Source organism: Proteiniphilum sp. UBA5463 (assembly GCF_002427225.1).
GTDB lineage: Bacteria > Bacteroidota > Bacteroidia > Bacteroidales > Dysgonomonadaceae > Proteiniphilum > Proteiniphilum propionicum.
The window spans coordinates 1-1298 of the sequence record NZ_DIQL01000053.1; the positions used below are offsets into that span (position 1 = coordinate 1).

Sequence of the window (1298 nt, forward strand, 5' to 3'; positions counted from 1 at the left end):
CATATCCCCCCAGTCGCGAAAATTAGAGCTTGTATGTTGCGGATCAGACATTTTGCCTAACGGCAGACAACCGTACTCTCCGGAAAAAACAGATGTCGAGGTTTAGCATCCGACCGATGCATGCCATGATACCAGAACAACACACAAAAACTTACTGCTTTAATTTGGCATATAAGTCATATTCTTCTATCTTTGGCATACATTCTGTATGTGTAAATAAACCATTTTTTCAGTCTGTACAGCGGCTTCGCTTCCGCTTTCTGCTTACTTGTTCTATGTCTGACTTCAATACCTATATGACCCGCTTTGATTACTCCGGGATAATCGATTTTATAAGGCAGAACGGTACATTGGTGAAATACCGTCGTGGCGAGCCATTCTCTCTTACCGGAAGTTCATGTAAAACAATGGGATATATACGCAAAGGAGCGTTTATTTACTCCGCGCATGATTCCCGGGGAGAACGACATGTAGTGGGTTATGCCTTCGAAAATTCGTTCGTGGGCGATTATGGCGCATTCAGGCTGAAAGAAATTTCCGGCGTAGATATCGTCGCCCTGTGTGAAAGCGAAGTCTATTTGATTACTTATGAAACGTTAGAGCGACTTATCACTGAAAACAGCAGTTATTTTCTCCATATAACCGAATTGTTGTATTCCGAAATATATCAACGCTTTGTCGATACCTATACCCGTACTCCGGAAGAACGCTATATCAAAATTCTGCAATGCAATCCCCATATCTTTGAGCGAACCACCGCCAAAGATCTGGCATCGTACCTTCAAATCACGCCCGAAACCCTGAGTCGTATCCGCCGGAAACTGAAAAAAAGTAATAAAAACCTGTTTTAACATCGTGCCTTGATTTAAATCAACATTTATAAAAAACAGAAGATTTATCTTTGTTTTAGATTACTAACTTATTAACTTGTCACAGGCAACTTGTCTGATATCACAGTACATGTGCCCAATTTAATTGTAACTTAAAATGAAGACAAAAACACTTTTGTTTATTGGAATTATTGCTGCATGTCTTGTACTATCTACAGGTTGTGGCAGCACAAAGGGTTATCAAGGAGCAAAACCGGGTTCGGGCGAAGTGGCCCGCATACAGCAGGGAGACCACAAACTGCGGATTAAAGGAAAAAAAACGTCGGAATCGGCATTACTCATTAAAGTTGATACAGTTTCGGTGGGTAGTTATATGAAAGGTTACCCCAAACATACGGATGTATTGCCCGGTGAAAAAACGGTGGAAATCCGTCATTTTCAGCAATGGAAAGACAAAGCAGCCATGGC

Annotated in this window: 2 protein-coding genes; both read left to right on the plus strand. The window is 41.4% G+C overall.

Translation table 11 applies throughout. The features are described 5' to 3' along the window. The first annotated feature begins 296 nt into the window (after positions 1–296). On the plus strand, positions 297–851 hold the full coding sequence (locus B3B27_RS08860) for a Crp/Fnr family transcriptional regulator (protein WP_286847297.1): 555 nt from the start codon (positions 297–299) through the stop codon (positions 849–851). A 136-nt stretch (positions 852–987) separates the two neighbouring features. Next, on the plus strand, positions 988–1298 hold a 311-nt coding region (locus tag B3B27_RS08865; RefSeq protein ID WP_286847298.1), incomplete at its 3' end, for a hypothetical protein.